The sequence below is a fragment of the Desulfogranum marinum genome (genome assembly GCF_963675105.2).
In the GTDB taxonomy this organism is placed as follows: Bacteria; Desulfobacterota; Desulfobulbia; order Desulfobulbales; family Desulfobulbaceae; genus Desulfogranum; species Desulfogranum marinum.
On record NZ_CAXXRO010000004.1, the window covers coordinates 695921 to 714785 of the forward strand.

Annotated in this window: 18 protein-coding genes; 1 reads left to right on the forward strand and 17 read right to left on the reverse strand. The window is 46.5% G+C overall.

Annotated features, from left to right (window positions below):
- Positions 1 to 23: 23 nt before the first annotated feature.
- Genes aroA through ACHZCY_RS12020 form a run of 5 tightly spaced genes read right to left on the reverse strand, consistent with a single transcriptional unit; the run spans position 24 to position 4605 of the window.
- Positions 24 to 1301: a 3-phosphoshikimate 1-carboxyvinyltransferase gene (gene aroA, locus ACHZCY_RS12000; RefSeq protein WP_319549051.1), complete on the reverse strand. Its 1278-nt coding sequence runs from the start codon at positions 1299 to 1301 to the stop codon at positions 24 to 26.
- Positions 1302 to 1357: 56 nt separating this feature from the next.
- Positions 1358 to 2194 carry a shikimate dehydrogenase gene (locus ACHZCY_RS12005; protein ID WP_319549052.1) on the reverse strand — a complete coding sequence of 279 codons (837 nt, stop codon included), beginning with the start codon at positions 2192 to 2194 and terminating at the stop codon, positions 1358 to 1360.
- Positions 2184 to 2888, reverse strand: coding sequence for a type I 3-dehydroquinate dehydratase (gene aroD, locus ACHZCY_RS12010; protein WP_319549053.1), 705 nt, complete (start codon positions 2886 to 2888; stop codon positions 2184 to 2186). Before aroD ends, ACHZCY_RS12005 begins: the two co-directional genes overlap by 11 nt.
- Positions 2885 to 3832 (reverse strand): dihydroorotate dehydrogenase, encoded by a 948-nt coding sequence (locus tag ACHZCY_RS12015; RefSeq protein WP_319549054.1) that lies wholly within the window; start codon positions 3830 to 3832, stop codon positions 2885 to 2887. Before ACHZCY_RS12015 ends, aroD begins: the two co-directional genes overlap by 4 nt.
- Positions 3820 to 4605 (reverse strand): dihydroorotate dehydrogenase electron transfer subunit, encoded by a 786-nt coding sequence (locus ACHZCY_RS12020; protein WP_319549055.1) that lies wholly within the window; start codon positions 4603 to 4605, stop codon positions 3820 to 3822. Before ACHZCY_RS12020 ends, ACHZCY_RS12015 begins: the two co-directional genes overlap by 13 nt.
- Before the next feature lie 174 nt (positions 4606 to 4779).
- Here ACHZCY_RS12020 and ACHZCY_RS12025 point away from each other — a divergent pair, with 174 nt between their 5' ends.
- The gene (locus tag ACHZCY_RS12025; RefSeq protein WP_319549056.1) at positions 4780 to 5550 is read left to right on the forward strand and encodes a prepilin peptidase; all 771 of its coding nucleotides are present in this window, start codon (positions 4780 to 4782) and stop codon (positions 5548 to 5550) included.
- A gap of 410 nt (positions 5551 to 5960) precedes the next feature.
- Here ACHZCY_RS12025 and dsrP read toward each other — a convergent pair whose 3' ends face one another.
- The 12 genes from dsrP to ACHZCY_RS12085 form a co-directional block, all read right to left on the reverse strand.
- Positions 5961 to 7133 carry a sulfate reduction electron transfer complex DsrMKJOP subunit DsrP gene (dsrP, locus tag ACHZCY_RS12030; RefSeq protein ID WP_205221736.1) on the reverse strand — a complete coding sequence of 391 codons (1173 nt, stop codon included), beginning with the start codon at positions 7131 to 7133 and terminating at the stop codon, positions 5961 to 5963.
- 7 nt (positions 7134 to 7140) lie between these two features.
- Positions 7141 to 7968: a sulfate reduction electron transfer complex DsrMKJOP subunit DsrO gene (gene dsrO / locus ACHZCY_RS12035; protein WP_205221735.1), complete on the reverse strand. Its 828-nt coding sequence runs from the start codon at positions 7966 to 7968 to the stop codon at positions 7141 to 7143.
- Positions 7969 to 7991: 23 nt separating this feature from the next.
- On the reverse strand, positions 7992 to 8363 hold the full coding sequence (gene dsrJ, locus ACHZCY_RS12040; RefSeq protein ID WP_319549057.1) for a sulfate reduction electron transfer complex DsrMKJOP subunit DsrJ: 372 nt from the start codon (positions 8361 to 8363) through the stop codon (positions 7992 to 7994).
- Positions 8364 to 8390: 27 nt separating this feature from the next.
- The gene (dsrK, locus tag ACHZCY_RS12045) at positions 8391 to 10019 is read right to left on the reverse strand and encodes a sulfate reduction electron transfer complex DsrMKJOP subunit DsrK (RefSeq protein ID WP_205221733.1); all 1629 of its coding nucleotides are present in this window, start codon (positions 10017 to 10019) and stop codon (positions 8391 to 8393) included.
- Positions 10020 to 10052: 33 nt separating this feature from the next.
- Entirely contained in the window at positions 10053 to 11093 is a 1041-nt protein-coding gene (dsrM, locus tag ACHZCY_RS12050) for a sulfate reduction electron transfer complex DsrMKJOP subunit DsrM (protein ID WP_319549058.1), read from the reverse strand.
- Positions 11094 to 11216: 123 nt separating this feature from the next.
- Positions 11217 to 11747 carry an RsbRD N-terminal domain-containing protein gene (locus ACHZCY_RS12055; RefSeq protein ID WP_319549059.1) on the reverse strand — a complete coding sequence of 177 codons (531 nt, stop codon included), beginning with the start codon at positions 11745 to 11747 and terminating at the stop codon, positions 11217 to 11219.
- 216 nt (positions 11748 to 11963) lie between these two features.
- Positions 11964 to 14075 carry a carboxy terminal-processing peptidase gene (locus tag ACHZCY_RS12060; RefSeq protein WP_319549060.1) on the reverse strand — a complete coding sequence of 704 codons (2112 nt, stop codon included), beginning with the start codon at positions 14073 to 14075 and terminating at the stop codon, positions 11964 to 11966.
- A gap of 340 nt (positions 14076 to 14415) precedes the next feature.
- Complete coding sequence (gene yedF / locus ACHZCY_RS12065; protein WP_205221729.1) at positions 14416 to 15039, reverse strand: sulfurtransferase-like selenium metabolism protein YedF; 624 nt, start codon at positions 15037 to 15039, stop codon at positions 14416 to 14418.
- Between the two features lie 137 nt (positions 15040 to 15176).
- A complete protein-coding gene (locus tag ACHZCY_RS12070; RefSeq protein WP_205221728.1) occupies positions 15177 to 16100 on the reverse strand; it encodes an MBL fold metallo-hydrolase in 924 nt (307 codons plus the stop codon).
- A 32-nt stretch (positions 16101 to 16132) separates the two neighbouring features.
- Positions 16133 to 16990: an HDOD domain-containing protein gene (locus ACHZCY_RS12075; RefSeq protein WP_319549061.1), complete on the reverse strand. Its 858-nt coding sequence runs from the start codon at positions 16988 to 16990 to the stop codon at positions 16133 to 16135.
- Positions 16991 to 17315: 325 nt separating this feature from the next.
- Positions 17316 to 18083: a phosphoribosylformimino-5-aminoimidazole carboxamide ribotide isomerase gene (hisA, locus tag ACHZCY_RS12080; protein ID WP_319549062.1), complete on the reverse strand. Its 768-nt coding sequence runs from the start codon at positions 18081 to 18083 to the stop codon at positions 17316 to 17318.
- A 52-nt stretch (positions 18084 to 18135) separates the two neighbouring features.
- Positions 18136 to 18831 carry a hypothetical protein gene (locus ACHZCY_RS12085; protein ID WP_205221725.1) on the reverse strand — a complete coding sequence of 232 codons (696 nt, stop codon included), beginning with the start codon at positions 18829 to 18831 and terminating at the stop codon, positions 18136 to 18138.
- Positions 18832 to 18865: the final 34 nt, after the last annotated feature.

Here is an 18865-nt window from a genome sequence, read left to right on the forward strand (position 1 = left end):
AATGGTGTGTGGCAGCGGAGAGACTACCCTCTGAGCAGTTCAAATCGTTCCCAGAAATCCGGAAATGATTTGGCAACGCATGATTCGCCAGTGATCTTTACCCCAGGAATGCGCAAGCCTGCCACAGCAAAACACATCGCCATTCGATGATCTTCATAGGTTTCCAACGTAGCACCATGATAGCCGTTGTTGCCGCTTTTCCCGTGGATTCGCATTCGTGACGGTTCTTCCTCAATATCTACGCCAAGCTTGCGTAGTTCGGAGACTACTGCCGATATGCGATCACACTCTTTAATGCGGAGATGAGCGATATTGTTGATAGTAGTTGTCCCTTGGGCAAAGGCTGCGACAACAGCCAGGGTTGGAGCAACATCGGGCATGTCTCCCATGTCCACCTCAATGGCCTCCAGCGTTTCCGGCCCGCTGACAGTCACTCCACCATCTTTTTGTGATACCTCACATCCCATTCTGGCCAAAAGCGGCACCAGGTTGGTGTCACCTTGGAGAGAGGGGACTGGAACATTTGCCACTGTAACCGTGCCGCCGCTGATAGCTGCTGCCGCCCAGAAGTAGGATGCGCTGGAGGCATCACCTTCAATCAGATAATTTTTTGCTTGGTACCGGCCCTGTGGAATTCGAAAATAGTTGAGCGTTGGCGCTGCTTCAACCCGAATTCCAAAATCAGCCATCACCGCCAGAGTCATTTCTACGTAAGGTTGGGATAGAACCTCACCTAGTACCTCAAGCTCGGCAGGCTTTTGTGCGTAGGGTGCTACGAGGAGCAGGGAGGAGAGGTATTGACTGGATTTACCTTCCGGTAAAATTGTTTTGCCGCCACCAAGACCAGCAGCACGAATTGTAAGAGGGGGACATCCGTTGTTCATATTGCTTTGAATGTCAACCTGCCAACCTTGCAGGGCCTTCATCAATGGGAGAATTGGCCGTTCTGTCATGCGCCGGCTGCCGGTAATCTGAAAAAGACCTTTGCCCAGCGAGGCGACTGATGTGAGAAACCGGGTAGCGGTACCGTTGTTGCCAAGAAAAATGGTTTCCTCAGGTTGAGCAATCAAGCCTCCCTGGCCTTCAACTGTCCATTTATCAGGGTTTTGATCATTAACCGCTACGCCCATGGCACGCAGAGCAGCAATGGTATACGAGGTGTCTTCACTGGAAAGTGGACCATGGAGGGTGGATGTTCCCTCGGCAAGAGCTGCAGCGATGAGCGAACGTTGGGTTAAGCTCTTTGATCCGGGTACGGAAACAACAGCATTGATCTCTTGCAGCGGTTTGATTTCAATCATAGGAGTAGATGTCTTTTTGTTTAATGGGTGACAATTCTTGGTTAGTTTATAAGCCCCTAGAGCTTATCAATGGCCTTAAGCAGAGCTTTGCGCATGACGCTGGGAGGTGGTTGTACGCCTGTCCAGATACGGAATTGTTCAACGCCTTGGTAAAGGAGCATATCAAGCCCGTCTATAACTTTGCAGCCGCAAGCAATGGCTTGTTTAAGCAATGTTGTCTGCAAAGGAGCGTAAACAATATCCATGACGACCTGATAATTGGGTAAAAGCTCACTGGCAACCGGACTTCGGCCACTGTGTGGAGCCATACCCACTGTGGTCGTGTTAATAAGGATATCCGCAGAAGTTGTAGCTATGTTCTCAAACGGTACAGAATCACATCCCAATTCCAAGGCTAAGCCTTCTGCTTTCTCCTGGGTACGGTTTGCGATGGTTACCTTGGCCCCGGCAGTAAGCAGCCCAAAAACAACAGCCTTTGCCGCTCCTCCTGCACCGATTACCAGAGCTGTAGCGCCCTTTAGATCGATAACTTGTGCAAGCGCGCTGTTGGAGCCTATCCAATCCGTATTGTAACCATTACATATACAAATCTTTTCTTGGTCTGTCTGGCGAAAAGCAAGTGTATTAACAGCACCAATTTTTGCCGCTGTCGGGTCAATTTTATCCAGACAGCCCATAACTGTTTCCTTAAAAGGGACGGTTACGGAAGCGCCAACAAAGCCAAGTGTACGGAGTCCGGCAACAGTTTGCTCTATGTTGTCTGCCTTTATAGGTACATACGCTGCATTTATACCGAGCTCGGCAAACGCAGCGTTGTGCATGGCAGGGCTTAAGGAGTGGCTGACAGGGTTGCCTATTATTGCAAAAAGCCGGGTCTTTCCATTAATGTTCATTGTTTTCAAAAAGGTGAATGAGGGAATGGAACTGCTCTGTTGTGAACTGACCAGGGGCGGTAGCAGAGAGATCGTCAACAGCAACATAGCTCATGCAGCCACCCAGATAAAGGGTTGCCAATCTACTGATCCTACCCACGGCACCCATACAGAAGGCTGAGAGTTGAAATTGGTTTGCATGGGAGAGTTGCAACAAAGAAAGGACACGAATTACATCTGTCGGTTCTTGGGCTGTGGTGACAATTTTGCCAATATCAGCCCCGCTGTCCATCATGTGCTGAAGGGTATCTTCAAGGACTTGAGTTGTTGGTGTTTCCGTAAAGTTGTGGTTTGAGACGATAACAGCTGTTTGACGGTCCTCAGCGGCTAGAATAACTTCGTTGCGCAGTTTTTTGTCGGTGTCGAGTTCAATATCTATGTAGGCCACATCTGCTGCGATTGCATCTTGCAACACTGTGATTCTATCCTTTTCAGTGCCACTATACTTGCCTCCTTCCCAAAGAGGTCGATTGGTAAAGAGCAGGGGGATGTCAGGCAGACAGGTGATGCAGTTTGCTACTTCGGGTTGTGCCATTAAATCCAGTCTTATTTCGACCACATCTACCTTATCTCTCACAGGTTCTATAAGGGTGGTGAGATCCGAAGGATGTTGAGCTGCAGTGGCAGCGCATATAAGTCCTCGTCCTTGCTTCATGATAACACACCAGTATCCAGTGAACCAATGAGATTGATGAGCGAGGTTTCATTATGTTGCTGAAGATAGGTCGTAAGGCCGGATATGATGGTGTCGGCAGCACCAGGGTCATAGAAGTTGGCAGTCCCTATTTGCACTGCAGTGGCTCCGGCAATGAGAAATTCAAGTGCATCTTCGGTTGTACCTATCCCACCAATACCGATAACCGGAATAGAAACGGCATTGGCTACTTGCCAGACCATGCGCAGGGCGATGGGTTTGATTGCAGGCCCTGACAGCCCACCGATAATATTGGCAAGACGAGGACGTCGTTTGTCAATATCTATGGCCATGCCAATGAGGGTGTTGATAAGTGAAATTGCGTCCGCGCCTCCGGCTTCCACGGCTTTTGCCATCGCAGCGATATCAGTGACATTTGGAGAGAGTTTAACAATAACGGGCAGGGTAGAGTGTTTCTTTACTGCCTCGGTGACTGCCTGAGCCATTGCCGGATTGGTCCCAAAGGCGACACCACCTTTTTTAACATTGGGGCAGGATATATTGACTTCAAGCCCATCTATGCCTGCATGCTCGGAGAGTTTTTCGGCAAGATAGGCATATTCTTCCACAGAATCGCCTAGAATATTAACAACAACCCGACATTTGATGGAACGTAAATAAGGAAGTTTTTGCGCAATAAACCGTTCCAGGCCGACGTTTTCAAGTCCAATCGCGTTCAACATGCCGCAGGGGGTTTCAACTATACGCTGGGGCGGATTTCCTGCTCTGGGTTCAATGGAAATGCCTTTGACCACAATACCGCCAATGGCATCGAGATTAACAAATTGAGCAAATTCGCGGCCGTAACCAAATGTACCGGATGCTGTCATAACAGGATTTGCTAATTGTATGCCGCCGATATTAACAGAAAGATCCACCGGTGATTGGTTGTTTAGATGGTCCATAATACCTCCTTAGCATCAAAGATCGGACCATGTTTGCACACATGCTTATATGTGCCGTCACTTCCGTGTATGGTACAACCAAGACAGGCGCCAAGACCGCAGGCCATATGGGTTTCCATGGAAGCCTGACATGGGATGTCAATCTCGTGGCATTGGTTGGCCACTTCCTGCATTAGTGGGGTCGGACCACACACATATACCCCTTGGACTGAAGGTAATATCGGGGGGAGGAGTTGACTGACAAAACCATGGTGACCTAAGCTACCGTCGTCTGTAGCGAGGTCAACGTTATATCCAAGAGATTGAAATGCAGTGGCTATTGGTTGGAGTTCTCTGCGATGCCGTGCTCCAAGTAACACGCGATGTGTACCCGGTTTAGTTACGCCTGAACTCAAATGCCTTGCCCAAAAAAGTAATGGCGCAATACCCATACCACCGCCGATGAGGCACACATCGTGGTTACCCGAATAGGTAAAACAATTACCCAACGGGCCAATAAGGTCAACGCTCATTCCTTGAGTAAGGGCACTGAGCAATGTGGTTCCTTTGCCGATGGTTTTATAGAGCAATAAAAGATCTCCATCAGCTGAGACGTCATGGATGGAAAAAGGACGCCGAAGAAGGGGATCAAGGTTAGAAGAAGTTTTGACCATTACAAATTGGCCGGGCTTAGCCTGGGACACTATCATAGGAGCGTGTAGCGTCAGGCGAAAGATATCTTCCGTGATTTGTTCGGCTGATTTGATGCGCGAATTTTCCTGTATGGAAGTCATTATGCAGAAGTAGGATTGTACGGATTAATAAAAAATGATTTTTTTACCTTCCATGGCAACCACCAATAGGGATACAATGCCAAGTAAGTAATGGTATTTCAGTAATAAAGTTTTCTGTGAGCGATTGCAGTTTATGCGACAAATATGGGGGTGTGTTTAATGGAGTTTGTAGTCATGTTCGTAGTCATACTATTTGGAGCTGTCGTCGGCTCTTTTCTCAATGTGGTGATCCTTCGTTTACCTGAAGAGGGTGCCTCCATCGTTTTCCCCGGTTCACACTGCCCAGTCTGTAAAACAGCTCTCAGGTGGTATGATAATATTCCAATTATTAGTTATTGTTTAATCAGGGGGAAGTGCAGGAGTTGCAAAACGTCCATATCATTACAATATCCGGTGGTGGAAGTCTGCATGGCTTTATTGTCGGCAGCTCTGTACGTACGATTTGCACTGAGTTTTGATTTTTTGTATTATTTTTTCTTTGTTGCTTGTCTATTGGTTATCATATTTATCGACATTCATCACCAAATTATTCCTGATGTGATCAGTCTTCCAGGTATTGTTGCTGGTGGTGTTGGTTCATTTTTTTGTACGTACCTTACCTGGCAGGAGTCAATTATCGGCATTCTTGCTGGTGGCGGGGTACTTTATCTTATCGCTTTTTGTTATTATGCCATCACCCGCAGGGATGGTATGGGCGGCGGGGATATCAAGCTATTGGCAATGATCGGGGCGTTTCTTGGCTGGCCATCTTTGCTCTATGTAGTTTTTTTCAGCTCACTGACAGGAAGCATCGTAGGCATTGCAACGATGATCAGTAAGAAAGAAAGTACACGGCTTAAGATACCCTTTGGCCCTTTTCTCTCTCTTGGTGGATTATCATATCTATTTTTTAAACCGCAAATAATGTATTGGTGGCAGCAGTATATTGAAATAATGGCCCGCTAAAAGGTAGGCCGTTTTAGGAGAGCTGAAATCACTCGTCGAGACCCTGTTTTTGTCAGGAATCCAAGTACCTTGAAGGATAAGAACAGTACATTCACGCTGATTTCGATGGCTACCATTGGTGTGCAATCACCAAAGAGGATTACGTTAATAGGGTTGATGGCAAAAAACAGGGCATTGGGTTTAAACAGTAGCGACCTGGTGGACGGTAACTCAGAGCCTGGTACAGGGACTCGGGAGACAGATCGGAGTCTTCGCTCAGTCTCCCGGGTTTAAAAGAGAAATAAAATTAGTCCCCTGTCTGTTTCGGTAGATAATTGGCTGAGTTTTGTACGTAATCAGATAAAAAAAAGCCCCTGGCTCTCACGAGCCAAGGGCTTTTTTAACTAGAAGTGAAACAGAAATCAGGCGAATCAAGCTTCTATTTCATGCTCTACGCCAATGGCGATTTTATACAGGACCGTCAAGATGAAAAATCCTGTTGCCCATATACCGATGGTAATGAACAGCTCATTGGCAGTCGGATAATACTCAACAATTTCTTCCAGTGGGGTTGGTACGAAGCCACCCAGTACGAATCCAATACCTTTATCAAGCCAGAAAGAAAAGAAGATAGAGGCACAACCAACGCCAAGCCAGAGCTCACTTTGCTTGCGTGTATATGGATGGCTGATGAGTCCGATCCCAAGCAGGAACAAGGCAACAAACGCCCACATGTACGGAACTAAATTGTTATATACATGACCATGATGTTCAAGACCGAAGAACAGGTAAGTCAGTGTATGTTTGTGACCAGGAATATTGGAATAAAAGCCGACAAAAAATTCAAGGCCGACAAAGAACATGTTGGCTAGCGCTGCATAAATGATGATAGTCACCATTTTGTTAATAGCTTCTTTGCCGGCATCAAAATTGGCCACACGCTTCAATATAAGGGCCAGTACTACAATCAGTGCTGGTCCTGCAGCAAATGCTGATGCCAGGAAGCGAGGTGCAATAATGGCTGAAAGCCAGAAATGCCTTCCTGGAAGACCACAGTACAGCATCGCTGTAACCGTGTGGATCGAGATAGCAAAAGGGATAGACAGGTAGACAAAGAAATAAATCCACTTTGGTGGTTTTACCTGTTTACGTTCTGCGGTCAAGATCACCCAGCCACAAAGTGCATTGAGGATCAGGTATCCCCAGAGCACGCACATATCCCAAAAAAGCATGGAGTTAGGCGTGGGGTACAAGAGGACATTCAATCCGCGCAAAGGCTGGCCAAGGTCAGCCATAATAAACATAAGGCACATCAGCAAGGATGCTATTGCAAGGAACTCTCCAAGAATAGTGATTCTTCCAAATACCTTGTAGTTATGAATATAATACGGCAATACAAGCATAACACCCCCGGCGGCAACACCAACCAGGAAGGTGAACTGCGAAATATAAAGTCCCCATGAGACATCACGGCTCATGCCGGTAAGGCCAAGACCGTAAAAATACTGTCGCAGGTAGCAGATGACGGCAATACCAATAAAAAACCCGAGGAAGGCAAGCCACATCCAGTAGTAATTGTTTCCTTTTAGTGCTTTTTCAAACATGGCAACCTCATACTATGTAAAAGACGGATGGATGGGTACCCAGCGAGGGTTTTCGCTGAATGGTATAGTTCTCCTTCAGTATTTTCCTTACCTCTGAATGCGGATCGTTCAGATCACCAAACACCATGGCCTTACTTTCACCACAGGCTTCAACACAGGCTGGCTGTTCTCCTACACCGATTCTTTCGGCGCAAAAGTTGCATTTTTCAACCACACCGCGCATACGGGTAGGAAATTGCTTATTAGTTTCTTTGATAAAAGGTCTTGGGTTACGCCAATTAAAACTTCTCATGCCGTAGGGACAAGCAGCCATACAGAATCGACAGCCAATGCAACGGTGAAAGTCCATGATGACCACACCATCTTTGTTTTTGAAAGTAGCCTTGGTCGGACAAGCCCTTACGCATGGTGGGTCATCACAATGGTTACAGAAGACCGGCACCTGGTGTGACTCGGTGGTCTCGTCCTTGTACAATTGGCTCTTTTCAGGAAAACAGTTCTCATAATTGGTCATCCAGATCCATTTGATTTCATCCTTCTTCTCTGGAAATTCTGGGATGTTATGAGCCTCTATACAGGCTCTTTCAGCTTTTTCACCCAGTGAAGGATCATTTTGGAACTTACGGACATCTATGACCATCCCGTATCGTTTGCCGGTTGCAGCAACTGGTGCTTTGGCATGTGCCGTGTCTTTTTCTGCATGTGCAGCAGTAGAAGCGTTGGCAACTGCCGGGCTTGCACCTGCAACAATTTTATCGACAACCGCTGTTCCACCAAGGCCTGCCAGTGTTGAAATCCCGGCAACCTTGAGGAAATCTCTTCTTTTTTTATCCATCAGTATATCTCCTCCTTTGCCGTTCACTCAACCGGAGCTATGTGGCAGTCCCAGCAATATGGCTTAACAGAAGCATAGTCATGACAGGTGTCACAGAATTTTTTCTTACTGGTATGACACTCCATGCATGTCAGCATCAAGCTCTTCTGATATTGTTTACCATCAATAGTAATGGTGCCCCTATCTCCGTCTCGCAATACCTCATCTCGCCATTCATTCAGCAGCTGCATATGGCCGGAGCGCATAGCTTCTGCAGAAAGGACGCAACTTTTTGCATCTTTTGGCAACTCCGGCTTTGGTGCATTGCCGGCATCGCCATGGTTGTACCAGATGGGGATCGTGATAAACAGGACGAAAATGATCAGCCCCGGAATGATTTTACCACTGTCGTACATTGTTATTCCTCCATTTCAACCGGGGGGTTAGACCAAAGTCCTGAGACCTTCGTCGAGTTCCTGTCGCTGTTCACCTTCCAATACCAGTGCATTACCAACAAGTTCGCTAATACCGGCAACCTGAACAGGCGGTACCCAGTAATCACACAGTGTGGTGAGCGTAGCCCTGTCAATTGCACAAACACAGGCAAGTGTATTGACATCGTGCTTGTCACGTACGTATTTGACGGCATTGGCTCGTGGCAGTCCTGAACGCATCCTGAGTTCCATGATCTCATCAGTGTTGAGAGCAGTTCCAGATCCACAACAATACGTTTTTTCACGAATGGTATTTTCAGGCATCTCCACCCAATCACACACATGATCCATGATATAGCGTGGCTCATCAAGCAGCCCCATCGCCCGGGCAGGGTTACAGGAATCATGGAAAGTTGCTTTTACATGGGCATTACGGCTTTTATCAAGATTGAGTTTGCCATGCTTGATAAGGTCTGCCGTGAATTCTGAAATATGGACCATCTTGGTGGAAGCAGCGTTCTCAAAGACCGTACCGGTCATGGGTGACTTCGGTATTTCCAAGAAGTCAGCTGGGCCGTTCATGGTCTCCATATACTGATGGACAACACGCCACATGTGACCACATTCACCACCAAGAATCCACTTAACACCAAGACGCTCAGCTTCAGCATACATTTTGGCGTTTAATTTTTTCATGACTTCATTGCTGGTAAACAGACCAAAGTTTCCACCCTCAGAGGCATAGGTCGACCACGTGTAGTCAAGTCCGATGGCTTCAAAGAGAATCAAATATCCCATGCAGGTAAAAATACCCGGTTCAGCAAAAACGTCTGCTGAAGGGGTAATAAAAAGTACCTCCGCACCTTTACGGTTAAAGGTGGGGTTAACTTTTACACCTGTGAGATTCTCGATATCTTCGCAAAGAAAATCCACATTGCCCTTGAACGCCTGGGGGGTCAGCCCCATGTGGTTACCGGTCCTGTTGGAGTTGGCTACTGGCTCCATGGCCCAGTTGATGCCAATTCCGAGCAGATGCAGTAATTCACGCAACATCATCGTGATTTCTGCTGTATCAATCCCGTATGGGCAAAATACAGAGCATCGACGACATTCAGTACACTGGTAAGCGTACATGAACCACTCTTTAACTATACCTACTGTCATTTCTCGGCCACCGGCGAGTTTACCAAGAATCTTACCTGCTAAGGTAAAGTTCTGTCGATAAACAGAGCGAAGCAATTCTGCCCGCAGTACCGGCATGTTTTTGGGGTCGCCTGTTCCCAGAAAAAAGTGACATTTATCTGCACATGCACCACAGCGAACACAGCAGTCCATGAAAATTTTTAGACTGCGGAACTTATCCAGTCTATCAGCGATTCCCTGGATGATAATGTCCTTCCAGTTTTCTGGAAGTTTCCAGTCGTCTTCTTCAGGATTCCAGTCCCTTGCATTGGGTAAGCTGATACCCTGCTGACTGTCAAGATATTCTAATTTTTCTGGCTTTGTGGGGTAAGCGTAGTTGCCGGGTTTAAAAACCGCCGGCACTTCCATCCAGTCTTTGGTTGGAAAGGCGCCAGTCATCAGAGAGGGTCCCTCGGCAACGCTTCGTGCCAACTTATCTACCTTTACTACTGCCATTGCGTTATCCTTTTACTCTTGGTTTTGTCGAGCTTACTCGGCCTCTTCCTTGGTTTCAGCCTCAGGTTTTGGCGGTAATCCTTTCTCGACAGGGATACCCTGTTCGATCATGTCTTCCCTGAATTCATCTTCATAACCAGCATAAGAGTGTGGCTTGATGTCAGGATTCCAAGGATTAATGTGACGGACCATGCGAGAATCGTTTGCCATGTTCCTGGTAGGGCTCATGAAAACACCACCCATATGCATCAGTTTGCTAAATGGAAAGTAGGCGAGCAGTGCACATACCAGAAAGAGGTGTGCATAAAAAATCGCGCTGATTTTTGCTGTAATGGTTGGTTGAAAGGTAACCAGACCCACTGCCAGCTCTTTAATGGCATTGATGTCTACATCGGTGCGTAAAAAGAAGCGCATCAGGATACCGGTGGTAGCAACCCCGAGAAGCAGAAAAAGAGGGAAGTAATCGTTAGCCAGTGAGATGTAGCGGACATGCGGATTGACCAATCGTCTGCCAAACAGAAAGAGGAGGCCCAGTACCAATGTAACGTCTGTCATGTACATGGTTGGTGCGCCAATCTGTAACAAGGAATCCCCAACTTCCACAAATGATACGAGGAAAGGAACTGGCTCCATAAACATTCGCATATGGCGAATAACAACCACCAAAAAGCTATAGTGGAAGAGGATACCGAAGAGCCATAACCACTTGCTTGATTCATAGGTCAGCTTCGGCCCATCATACACAGTGGCTTTTGTGTTACGCCACAAGGAGCGGAAAAGGAAAATTTCCAGAAACATCCTTGCCACCACCTGAGAGGTGTTGTTGGGCGCTTCCAGCTTATCCTGCTTGATCCAGGGCAGGGAGTATCCCTGGCCGCAGGTAGTTGGAATTTTAAAGGGAACAGGTGATTTTGCCCAGTAGAATATCCTGTAACAAAATCCTCCGAGGAACAGCGCCATGGCCAGATAGGGGATTACAACACCGAAAAAGTATTGCATTCCTGGTATCTGTACACCAATGAGCGCTATCAGCACCAAGGCAACTACTGCCGCGAACGGGAAGGCGTACTTCATCGATCACTCCTTCGCATTTCAAGTTAAAATAACTTAAATAAGTTATTACGAAAGCCAGACTGAACGGTCACAGGTGACATCGCTGTGGCCATCTGGCAGGTCACACTAGTAAGGTGTAATACTTTAATTGCTTTCCAATGTTGTCGGTTTATCCTGCAACAATTTGGAAGGACAGCCTGAGTCGGTAATGACGTGGCTTCCGCTTTTAATCTCATTAATCCGGCAACGATAAATTTGTTCCCGGCACTCCATGTATAGATTGAATCCCATAAGGGCTATGCGGTCAATATCGCAATCCAGAGTGTCAAGCTCACTCAGCAGTGGCTCAGCATCTTTTTTGGTAGAAAACACCTGTTTAATAACCCATTTGAGTTCTAATAAAGGTGCTACTGCCTGGGCAGGAGTAAATGTTTGTACTGCGCGAATTCTGATTATCCGGTCAAGAGGGTCGGCGTAATCAGGATGCTCTGCATTTGCTAAGAGTAAATCAAAAATTGTACTCAAGGCATCCTTGATATTCACACCAACCGGATTGGCAAAAGAATCACTTTCTTTTTTGAAAAAACCTGGGGATTTGTAGCTATTAAGGGTTCTTTCAATCCACAGTGATACTATTTCTTTTTTGTGACCTTCGAGGGCCTCTTTTAATTCCATCGTTTTAGCTAAAAAGCGTGAGTCCTGGCAAAGAAGCAACAGGAAATTAGCGAAAAGTCAATGCAATTTGTGAGGCGATTATGGAGCTGTCTGGAAGCGGGCCTTTGTTATCAACCTGATAACTCACTCTAGAGCATAAACTTTGCGCAGAAAAATGAATGATGATTCATGCAGGACATGCTCTATCATGATTATCAGGCGATTTCAAGGTAAAAATCATTGGATCTGAGTTATGACCTGGTTTGTGCCGCCTTTATCTCCCAGTAGAAAAAGAGAGACCTGCACAAAAGGGTCATCTTCGAGTTCTTTGCCAAGCGGGATTTCCTTTTTATGATTTTCGTCGTCTGTTTCTTCGTTGAACAAACCGGCTTTTTTCGCTTTTTCACGCGCCATGGCCACCTCCTCCCTTTCCTGTTTCATTCCTTCCAGGTCAATGGCGAGTTGGGTTTTTTCCATACGTTTTTTGGTTCGTTCAGCTTCTTCTTTTATCTGTTGAAATTGTTTGTTGGTTTTGATCCATTGGCGGCCCTGCTCTTTAGCAGCTGTTATGTCAAATCTTGGTCCCTGCCAGGTGTCGAAACCAACATTTTCCACCTGGTCCCAGGGTAGAGAGTTTTCCATATACTGTTCACCGCTCTCTAGGTTGTCCAATAGAGAAGGAACGACCAGGTCCGGCTCAACCCCTTTGAATTGAGTGGAACCACCGTTTATACGATAAAATTTTTGAATTGTTAACTTGAGTGCGCCCAGGTCTTCGTATTTTTTGAGTTGGAGAAGTGGCAGGTTTCTATTCATGTCCAGCAATGCCTGCACTGTACCTTTACCATGGGTATGTTTGCCACCTATGACCAAAGCCCTTCCATAATCCTGGAGAGCGGCAGCGAGAATCTCGGAAGCTGAAGCACTGAACTGATTAACAAGTACAATCAAAGGACCGGAATACGTAACGCGCGGGTCTTCATCCTCCAGAACCCTGATCATTCCCTGTGAATTCTTTACCTGCACTACCGGCCCGCCAGGGAGAAAAAGGCCTGATATGAGTACTGCATCAGAAAGAGCTCCTCCGCCGTTGTTGCGGAGATCAAGAATGAGACCCTGGATGTTTTCCTGCATAAGCTTGGTGAGTTCTTTTTCTGTATCAGCTGTTGCGTTTCGTCCGTTCTCACCATTTCCATTGGCTGCAAAATCCCGGTAAAAACTTGGGATACGAAGATACCCAATTTTTTTATTTTCGTTAGTTTTAAGGGTAGTTGATTTAACGTAGGTCTCCTCGATCTGAACAACATCCCTGGTGATGGGAATAACCATCCTGGCTCCATCGGGCTTTTGAACGGTCAGTTTTACTTCCGTACCTTTTGGGCCACGGATGTAGCTCACCGCATCCCTGATGCGCATGTCGGTAATTTCAACTGGTTCCCCATTCGTCTCAGAAACAGCAAGAATGATATCTTCTCCTTCAAGCTGACCTTGTCGCTCGGCAGCACTTCCGGGGATAATTCGGACAACTTTTATCATGCCGTCTTCTTCCCGGAGCAGGGCGCCGATGCCTTCCAGAGAGCCGCTCATGTGAATATTGAAGTCTTCCTTGGATGTTGGTGGCATGTATGTCGTATGTGGATCAAACGCCCGGGCCACAGTGTCAAAGTATCTGTTGTAATGGTCCTGACGGGTTTGTTTGAGTAATCGGTCCAATGAGCGGTGAACCCGTTTGCGCACTTTTTCTGTTGCAGCAGCTATACGTTCACTGAACTGTGATGAATTATTGTCGATCTGCTTTTCCTGATTTTTTTTCTTGAGTTCGTCTAGCTCATCAAAATAAGTCCCCAAAATTTGCATCTTGAGGATTTTATGCCACCGTTGCTTAAGTGCCTCTGCGTCTTGAGCATAAGCTATTTTTTTGGGATCCCCTTCCAGGAATTCCTCTTGGGAAAATTCAAACCCCTGTTCAATCAGAGGGTCAATATACTTTTGTACCTGACGAATTCGGTCATTGAGTAGTTCCGCCCCTGCGTCTGCCAGTATTATACGGCCTCTCTTGAGTTCATCATCAATGTGGTCTGCAAAGGCATTGAGCTGGTCAATATCGGATTGGAGAAGAAAGCGTTTGCGGGGATCAAGTTGCCTGATAAACAGATCAAAGGCCGCTCTTGAAAGGGAGTCGTCAAAAGGCTCGTGGGAAAAATGTTGGGCCGGCAGTTGATGGCTTAATATGTAGGCTATAAGCTGATTACGCCCTGTATTAAACTCAGCCGGAAAAACTTTGGCCCAAGAGGATATGGGAATAAGAGTGGTATAGAATAAGAAAAGGATGAGCGTTAGTCGTCGCATAGTTGTCCTCTGGCAAAGAAGAAGGAGAGTAGTGCTGTTGTGATGATGAGATAAATCCTGATTGATGCTTTTAAGGGACAACAATCCACATTATGAGGGGAGGACCTATATTCGCCTTTGGTTCCTCAAGGTAAAGGAGCATTGTAAGTCACATCTATCTTACTTGTTAATTTATGATGGCGTCGTAAAAAGTCCGATCTACGGTGTTGCAGGTTTTTCCCGAGGCTTTGACATACCATATGCATAGTCAAAGCCTCGAAAAAAACGCTGCGCCTTGTATATCGAACGTTTGTACTTGGCCATCTTTAGTGTGTGATCGACTTTCTACGAGTCCATCAATTTATAGCGGGCTGACAACCTTTGATGCGCCAACCATTGTGTCCATGATATCATACATATTTGATATCTGACCGATCTTGATTGCTGACTTGAGTTCATAAAAATCAAGGCAGGTTCCACAGACCAGTATCTCTACCCCATTGTTCTGCAGCTCTTTTAGCGCTTCAATTGCGCCGGACTCTTCTACTACAAGTTTCACTCCACTGTTATAAAAGAGAATTTTGCTTGGCGGAGGGGTCACTTCCTTAATTGTTTGGATAAAGGTCTGGAGCAGAGCCCAACCGAGTTCATCGCTTCCGCGGCCCATGGTATCTGCAGCAATGACGTAAATAAGTGAATCTTTACCTTGGTGAGGGAGATCGCACTGATAAGCATCATTGTCAACTGTAATCGATTCCTGGATGGAACCATCGCTTTGGATAAGCACCTGGTAGTTTCCGTCTGCCATTACGGTCTCTGAGACATCACACCCCTGGTTCCTGCCAAAACGGGTAACATTGTTTTTTGAAGCCTCATTGTCAACAGTGACACTGATGAGAGTGTGTCCTTGTTCAAGTGCCTCTTTGGTTTTGAGAACCGGTTTGGGGCAGGGAAGTCCTATGCAGTCAAGAGATATGGGTTCCATGTGGCTTTGTAGAGTAGTAATTGGTAAAGAGTGATGGACTTTTTACGAGTCCATCAATAGTAAATAAATGTAAAATCTGCGTGGGTAATTGCTCTCTAATTACTGCTACAATAATCATTACTGATTGTGGTACAATATTAGAGGATAATTTCCTGCCCTTCCTTGGCAAAGAAAAGGTCCATTTTTTCCGAATTTTCACCTGTACAGTAAAGTTCCGCCATGTGGTCGAGGTCTGTGTCACTTCGTTCAGGGTCATGATGGAAAAGAGCGAGTTTTTTTACACCTGCTCTTTTTGCAGCAGCAATTGCGTCTTCAATAGGGGTGTGGCCCCAGCCAACTTTGCCGTTTTCGTATTCTTTTCTTGTATACTGCGCATCGTGCACAAGAAGGTCTGCACCGGAAAAAAAGTCTTCCAGAACTTTGTTTTGCTCCTGGGCGGCAAGCTCACCTTCATGAGCCATGAGCTCATCATAGTTCGGATCATCTGGGTCTGAGATGAACAGATTTCGAAATGGCTCGGTGTCATAGGCGGTGCAAAAAACGGCACCTTTGTAAGTGAATCGATAACCTAAGGCAGTGATGGGGTGATTGATAATGGTTGTGGCAAGAGTGATGCCGTCGCCTAGGTCTATATTGGGGTCTTCCTTGAGACGAAGGTATTCGATGTTACCAGCAAGCTCACCCATGTTGACGGGGAAATAGCGGTATTTCATCTGTCCGCCCACCACTGCTTCCAGTGGTTCATCTTCGTAGGTAACAGGACCGTAAACCTTAATCGAAGAACCTGGGATATAAAGGGGGACGAAAAAAGGGAACCCCATTATGTGGTCCCAATGGGTGTGGGAGAGGTAGATGTCTGTTGATATGGGGCCATTGGGAAGATCGTGCTGCAGCATATAACCGGCGAGTTCACGGATACCAGATCCTGCATCGATGATGATATGGCGATTAACTTCTGGAAAACGAAGTTCGATGCAGGCTGTGTTGCCTCCGTATTTCATCGTGCTTTGCCCTGGGCAGGGGATAGAGCCTCGGACTCCCCAAAATTTTACCTTAATCATGTAGTGTCCCAATCAATAGAGTTCAAGTACATTTAGACCTGAAGAAAGATTTCCGCCTTGCTTATCTCCTGTTCTACGCTTTCCGACAGGCTGGCAATGGTTTGCCAATCAAGCCCGGTTAGCTCCAGCAAGATCGGCAGTTGTTCCGGATCAGGAAAACGGTTGCCGGCATTACCGATGTCAAACAAGCAGACATAAAAATCTGCAAGGGCAATGGTCGCAACCAAAGCCTGATTTTCAGGAGCCGCATTCAGTGGATCGTGGTGATAAGAGATCGAATCGCTTAAAGCTTCGTTTAATTTCCATTTTTCAGCGATCATGGCGCCGGTTTCCTGATGGTCGATCTCCATTAATTCTTTCTCAACATGTACCAGTGTACGCTGTTGCCGGCGCGTTTGGGTGATGACTTCGCTGTATTCATCGCCAAAGGGGATTTTGCCCAGATCATGGAGTAGGCCGGCAACAAAGTATTCCTCACGCTCACCCAAAGGGACATCACGCTCAGCTGCGAGCATTTTGGCAAGAACTCCGACCCCGATGGAGTGAGCCCAGAAATGTTTTATGGGCAGTGATTTGGTTTTTTTTGCTTGATCGACACTGCGTATAATTGCTGTTGATAAGGCGAGGTTCTTTACCGTATTCAGACCGAGCATAATAATGGCTCGGGTGAGGGACGTAACTTTATTCATCAGTGAATAATAGGCCGAGTTAATCAGCTTCAAAACTTGCCCGGTCAGGACCGGATCCAATGAAATAACTTTATTCAAGTCATTGGGGGCAGTGTCTGGACGGCTGCATATTTCCAGAACTTTGCTCACCGTAGTCGACAGGCTTGGCATTTTGTCGACAAAATTGCGTATTTTTTTTAGTTTGTTGTCCCGGTCATTCATGGGCGTGCAATGTATGGAAAAGGGGTAAATGGTACCGTTAGTGTTCGGGGAACAGTTTTTCTTCTGGAACCAGTGATAGTTAAAACACACTGTTATAATAAGTGACCTGTTATGCCTGGTCAAGCAGAGTACGCGTTTTAAGGGAAATCGTCAACATTCGTGCTTGATCAAAAAATCATGAATTACTTCTTCCATGATTTCGATTTGACTGCGTCCTGTTTGGTTGACAAGTATCCACACGCATCGCTGGAAGGCACGGTAGAGGTGGTCCGGGACAAGGAGTTTTATTTCCTTGAGAGTTTGGTCGGAAGAGGTGCTTTGGTCGCTATTTGTCATGTTTGAAAAGGTTTACAAGCTCTCTGTAACCTATTCCCGTGCCGCCGAAGATGTCCAATGCGGACCCAACTGTTACATCAATCCTGCCTTTCCCTGCTGAGCGAATCAGGTTGATATCATCCATGGTGGCAATGCCACCTGCATAGGTAGTTGGAACGGGAGTGCTTTGGGCAAGGATTTCTACCAGCCTTCTGTCAATGCCCATACTCTTTCCCTCCACATCTACAGCGTGGATGAGGAATTCGTCACAATATCCTGCCAATTCTTCCAGGATTTGAGGACTAATTTTTAGAGTTGTATAGTTCTGCCATCGATCAGTTACAACGTAATAACCATCATTGAGCCAACGGCAGCTGAGGTCAAGGACAAGTCGCTTGCGGCCGACTTTTTTAATGAGCAACTCGAGTCGTTCTTGGTCCAGTATCCCGTTATGGAAAACCCAAGAGGTGATAATGATGTGTGATGCACCGTAATCGAGCCATTGACCGGCATTGTCACTATTAATACCGCCGCCGATCTGTAGACCGCCAGACCAGGTTTGCAGTGCTTCCTTTGCTGCCGATTCACTGCCTGGGCCCAACATGATAACATGTCCGCCTTCCAGTCCGTCTTGTCGGTACATTGAGGCATAATAAGAGGGTGGATGCGGGGATGCAAAATTGACAGTCAGTGAGGCATTGTCTCCATCACTGAGCGTGGAGCCGATAATTTGTTTGACCTTGCCTTGGTGCAGGTCGATACAGGGTCGAAAACGCATCGGATAAGGATATGAAAAAAGGCTGCCTGGAAAGGCAGCCTTTGAAGGGAAATTAAAGTTTTTTAACCATCATGGTTGTTGGGTCAAGGCGTAATCCTTTACCCGTTTCAACCACTTCACCGCTGTTGCGGATAATTTCCAGCAATATAGTTGCATCCGGCTCCGGTTTGAGGAGAATGATGGTGTCGAACATGTCGTCTATTTCATGACATGGAGCAGGTACTCCCGTGGGTGAAAAACGATCATCGTTACGATGGCTGATTGCGGAAAACCATGCCTGCAGATTCATGTTTTCAGACAAGTCCTTAATATCTTCGAGCACCTGTCGTTCGGTGTTGACAAAGTCAAAGCCGTCAATAACCAGGCAGTTTGGTTTGAAAATATTTTGCAGAACCAGATCGTTGACACGCTCTTCGAGCTTGGGTCTACTGAATGCAGATTCGTTGAAGGTCATGATCATCCGGTTTTTGGCGACCATTTCAATGAGTTCGCTCGCGTTGTCGAACTTTTGCTCTTCGATGATAACTTTTAAAATGTCGTCATACCAGAGACGTGTCTTGTCGATAGTTTCGCCGATACTTACATGGAGGACATTTTCCCCACGCAGTATGGCATCCAGTGCTATTTGGACCAGAAGTGCTGTCTTGCCCAGGCCTGCACGGGCCATTACCAGGCCCAATTGATTTCGTTCCTCGCCCATGCTGAGCGAATGCAGCGGATTTTGGTTTGCCAGTTGTTCGTATCCCATTATTTTACCTCACCAAGGTTATAGTATTGCATGA